7 protein-coding genes are annotated in these 2,956 nt (G+C 61.7%); all 7 read left to right on the top strand.

All coding sequences use genetic code 11. The features are described from left to right. Positions 1-87 precede the first annotated feature (87 nt). Positions 88-510, top strand: a complete 423-nt coding sequence (locus Q1B16_RS22215; protein WP_299568025.1) for a hypothetical protein — start codon at positions 88-90, stop codon at positions 508-510. Further along, positions 500-685: a hypothetical protein gene (locus Q1B16_RS22210; RefSeq protein ID WP_299568026.1), complete on the top strand. Its 186-nt coding sequence runs from the start codon at positions 500-502 to the stop codon at positions 683-685. Before Q1B16_RS22215 ends, Q1B16_RS22210 begins: the two co-directional genes overlap by 11 nt. Next, positions 682-993 (top strand): hypothetical protein, encoded by a 312-nt coding sequence (locus Q1B16_RS22205; RefSeq protein ID WP_299568028.1) that lies wholly within the window; start codon positions 682-684, stop codon positions 991-993. The genes Q1B16_RS22210 and Q1B16_RS22205 overlap by 4 nt, the downstream gene beginning before the upstream one ends. A gap of 218 nt (positions 994-1,211) precedes the next feature. After that, a complete protein-coding gene (locus tag Q1B16_RS22200; protein WP_299568029.1) occupies positions 1,212-1,457 on the top strand; it encodes a type II toxin-antitoxin system VapB family antitoxin in 246 nt (81 codons plus the stop codon). After that, positions 1,457-1,873, top strand: a complete 417-nt coding sequence (locus tag Q1B16_RS22195) for a type II toxin-antitoxin system VapC family toxin (RefSeq protein ID WP_299568030.1) — start codon at positions 1,457-1,459, stop codon at positions 1,871-1,873. The genes Q1B16_RS22200 and Q1B16_RS22195 overlap by 1 nt, the downstream gene beginning before the upstream one ends. Further along, the gene (locus Q1B16_RS22190) at positions 1,870-2,376 is read left to right on the top strand and encodes a hypothetical protein (RefSeq protein WP_299794568.1); all 507 of its coding nucleotides are present in this window, start codon (positions 1,870-1,872) and stop codon (positions 2,374-2,376) included. The genes Q1B16_RS22195 and Q1B16_RS22190 overlap by 4 nt, the downstream gene beginning before the upstream one ends. Positions 2,377-2,475: 99 nt before the next feature. Beyond that, entirely contained in the window at positions 2,476-2,730 is a 255-nt protein-coding gene (locus Q1B16_RS22185) for a hypothetical protein (RefSeq protein ID WP_299568032.1), read from the top strand. Positions 2,731-2,956 lie beyond the last annotated feature (226 nt).

Raw genomic sequence — 2,956 nt, 5'->3', positions numbered from 1 at the left:
GCCGGGCCATATAAACAAGGTAAAAAGGAGGGGCGAAAGGGGCGCACCAAAGCACCCCGCGCCACCACCACAAAGGAGTTCGCAACCATGTCAGCATTTTTCGTAGGACCGCAGACGATCAACGCGGCGGCTACCTTGATCTTGATGGCCGAAGGGCCGCGCAGCACCGATGAAATGGACAAGCTGGGCCAGTCGCTCTGGCTGATGAACGCGATGGCTATCGAAGCGAGCTACGCGAACGCCGATGCCAGCGATTATCTGAACACGATCTGTCGCTATCGCTTTGAACACGTCGAAGGGGCGAACTTCGTCGCGATCCTCAAGGCCGCAAACTGCCTTCTCTACCAATGCCACGAGGGCAACGTGCCGGAAATGTCCCTGTTCAAGAAGCTGGACGACATTGCCGACCGCTATGCCGACCAGACTGAAACCGCCGCCTATGAAGCGGCCCCGTGGGGCCTGTGCGGGTGCCCCGCAATCGTGAACAGGAGGGCAGCTAATGCCCTATGATAACCCCATCACCGTCCATTGCAGCACATGCGGCAGTCAGGACGTGCGCGCCGACGCCTATGCCGCGTGGAACCCCGAACTGCAAACGTGGGAACTGGTCGCGATCTTCGACAGCCGGGATTGCGAGGATTGCGGCGGCGAGTGTTCCACCGTCGAGAAGGAAATCGCCCGATGAAGCGCAGCGTAAAACTGATCGAGGGGCGGCACATCACGGCCCAGGACAAGCGAAATATTCTCGATTGCATCGACTATCTTGCGGACCAGCCGCCGAGCGAAGAACCGCTATGGCTGGGGCGGGGTAAGTCCCCGAAACGCTACGCCGTCGAGGCGGACCCGCGCCAAGCTGGACGCTACACGGTCAGGATGCGGGAGGCTTACCGGACAGACTTCGGAGAGCGCCGCGAGCGGATCGCCAGCGTCGTGGTGGACGTAAAGAACCCCGCCGCCCGCAGCCCCGCCGCAACGCCTGACCTGTTCGCCTGACAGGTAGGCCCGGCCCTTCGAGGTCGGGCTTTCCGCGATGGTTTGACCCCTCCTTATTAACCGGGGCGGCAGGGTTCGGGAACCCCGCCGCCCCGGCCCGGCGCTTGCGCGCCGCAGCGCGGCCCAGGGCCGCGCGGACGCAGGACAGATCGGATATTCTGGATAGACGGCGGGATATTCGTTTGGTAATATGCAGGATATACACGGAAGGATATTCCATGCCCCTCTACATCCGAGACGACAAGGTGGACGAACTGGCGGAACAGGTCATGCAGGCGACCGGGGCCAAGACGAAGACCGACGCGGTGCGGCAGGCGCTTCAAGCTGCACTCGCGGCCAAGCTGGACAAGATACCCTTAGCCGACCGCATCGCACCGATTCAAGCGCGGCTGGCCGCGCTCGGCCCGGTCGATCCCGACTTCGACATGAAGTCCTTCACCGACGAAATGTGGGAGGGCGACTGATGTTTCTGGACGCATCCGTGATCGTCGCTATCCTTGGGAACGAGCCTGACGCGAAGGCGCATCTCAAGCACATCGAGGGTTTGCAGCAACAGCTCTATTGCTCGCCGCTGGCCCGGTTCGAGGCGTCCGTCGCCTTGGCCCGCCGCATCGCGGGGGACAAACGCCGGGACGCGGCAACGCACGAGGAAGCCGAACGGGCCGTTGCGGATTTTCTCGACGTGGTGAAGGCCCGCGACATTCACATATCGGGCAGTATCGGGCGCTTGGCCCAAGAGGCCGCGCGCACCTACGGCAAGACCGTGGGCCATCCGGCCCAGCTCAATTTCGGCGACTGCTTCGCCTACGCCTGCGCCAAAGCCTATCGCGTGGGCGTTCTCTACAAGGGCAACGACTTTGCCGAAACGGATCTGGCATGACACTCCCCTCCCCCGTCCGCGCAGTCTGGAAATCGGCCGAACTGCTGATCGCGTTCCACAAGAACAAGAAGCGCGAGAAACGTGACGAGCCGTTTCTTTGGCGCCCCAAGGACGCCTTCGCGCGGCTTCTGTCGAAGCCCGAGGACCAAGAGGCGTTCATCGTCCTGCGCGGCGCGGACGATGTTGAGGACGTTCAGATCAAGCTCCATCCCGACAAGATGGTGATCCGCCGCGACCAGCCTTTGGGCTGGTCGGGCATCATCATTGACGAACACATGGTCCGGGTGAAGGTCGATAACGTCTGGGTTCACGTCGATCCGGGCGGCAGCGTCAAGGTCGAACGGGACGCCGATACCACCTACCTTGAAGGCGACGGGTCCATCATCAGGATCAATCCCGAGGCCGAAATCATGGTGTCAGGTGACGGCAGGCGCATGAGCCGCCGCACCGAAGTCCAGATCGACGCCTTCACCGAGGACGGATTCGTCTCGCGCAAGAAGTAACCGCGTGAGTGACAAATGCCCTGATTTGTGCTAGCCCACCTCTCCTGTTGCGCCATTTGCTTTTGCGGGTGAAAGCAATGGCCGCAAAGGAGGTGGATCATGGGTTATTCGCAAACCGAAGGGCTTTTCTACTACGCCGATCATCAACGCCGGGTGAAGGCTGACGCCGCCCGCCGTGCCGCCCGTGCTAACGGTGCGCCTGGTCGCGGCCTCGACTTCGGAAGTATCGCGGTATTCTTTTTCTACGTCGCTCTGGTCGCTGTCGTGGTCGCCGCGATCCGTCTTTACAGCTTCGCGATGTTCCACATCGCGGCGTTCTTCGAGACGGTGCTGTCCTACATCCCCTTCCTATGAAAACGACCGGACCCTTGCAGGTCCGGTCGCGGGAAGAAAACTTCACCTTTCACGGCCATCGGCATCCCTGCCTGTTCCGCCCGTTCAGGTTAGCATTTTCCCCCTTTCCGTCAATGTGAATTGCGTTGCGCCGCGCGCGCCGTCTCATCTTCATCTTTCTCTAAATATCCACGGGGGAGGCGCGGAACGCGCCGGGGGCGGTAGCCCCCTCGACGTTATGGCCCCT

Source organism: uncultured Marivita sp., from assembly GCF_947488135.1.
Taxonomy (GTDB): Bacteria; Pseudomonadota; Alphaproteobacteria; order Rhodobacterales; family Rhodobacteraceae; genus Marivita.
The sequence above is the reverse complement of the archived record's forward strand: the minus strand, read 5'-3'. Positions and strand labels throughout refer to the sequence as shown.

What these genes read in the sequence shown, in the direction of transcription:
- Q1B16_RS22215 (WP_299568025.1), top strand. Translation starts at nt 88, where the DNA reads ATGTCAGCATTTTTCGTAGGACCGCAGACGATCAACGCGGCGGCTACC.
- Q1B16_RS22210 (WP_299568026.1), top strand. Translation starts at nt 500, where the DNA reads ATGCCCTATGATAACCCCATCACCGTCCATTGCAGCACATGCGGCAGT.
- Q1B16_RS22205 (WP_299568028.1), top strand. Translation starts at nt 682, where the DNA reads ATGAAGCGCAGCGTAAAACTGATCGAGGGGCGGCACATCACGGCCCAG.
- Q1B16_RS22200 (WP_299568029.1), top strand. Translation starts at nt 1,212, where the DNA reads ATGCCCCTCTACATCCGAGACGACAAGGTGGACGAACTGGCGGAACAG.
- Q1B16_RS22195 (WP_299568030.1), top strand. Translation starts at nt 1,457, where the DNA reads ATGTTTCTGGACGCATCCGTGATCGTCGCTATCCTTGGGAACGAGCCT.
- Q1B16_RS22190 (WP_299794568.1), top strand. Translation starts at nt 1,870, where the DNA reads ATGACACTCCCCTCCCCCGTCCGCGCAGTCTGGAAATCGGCCGAACTG.
- Q1B16_RS22185 (WP_299568032.1), top strand. Translation starts at nt 2,476, where the DNA reads ATGGGTTATTCGCAAACCGAAGGGCTTTTCTACTACGCCGATCATCAA.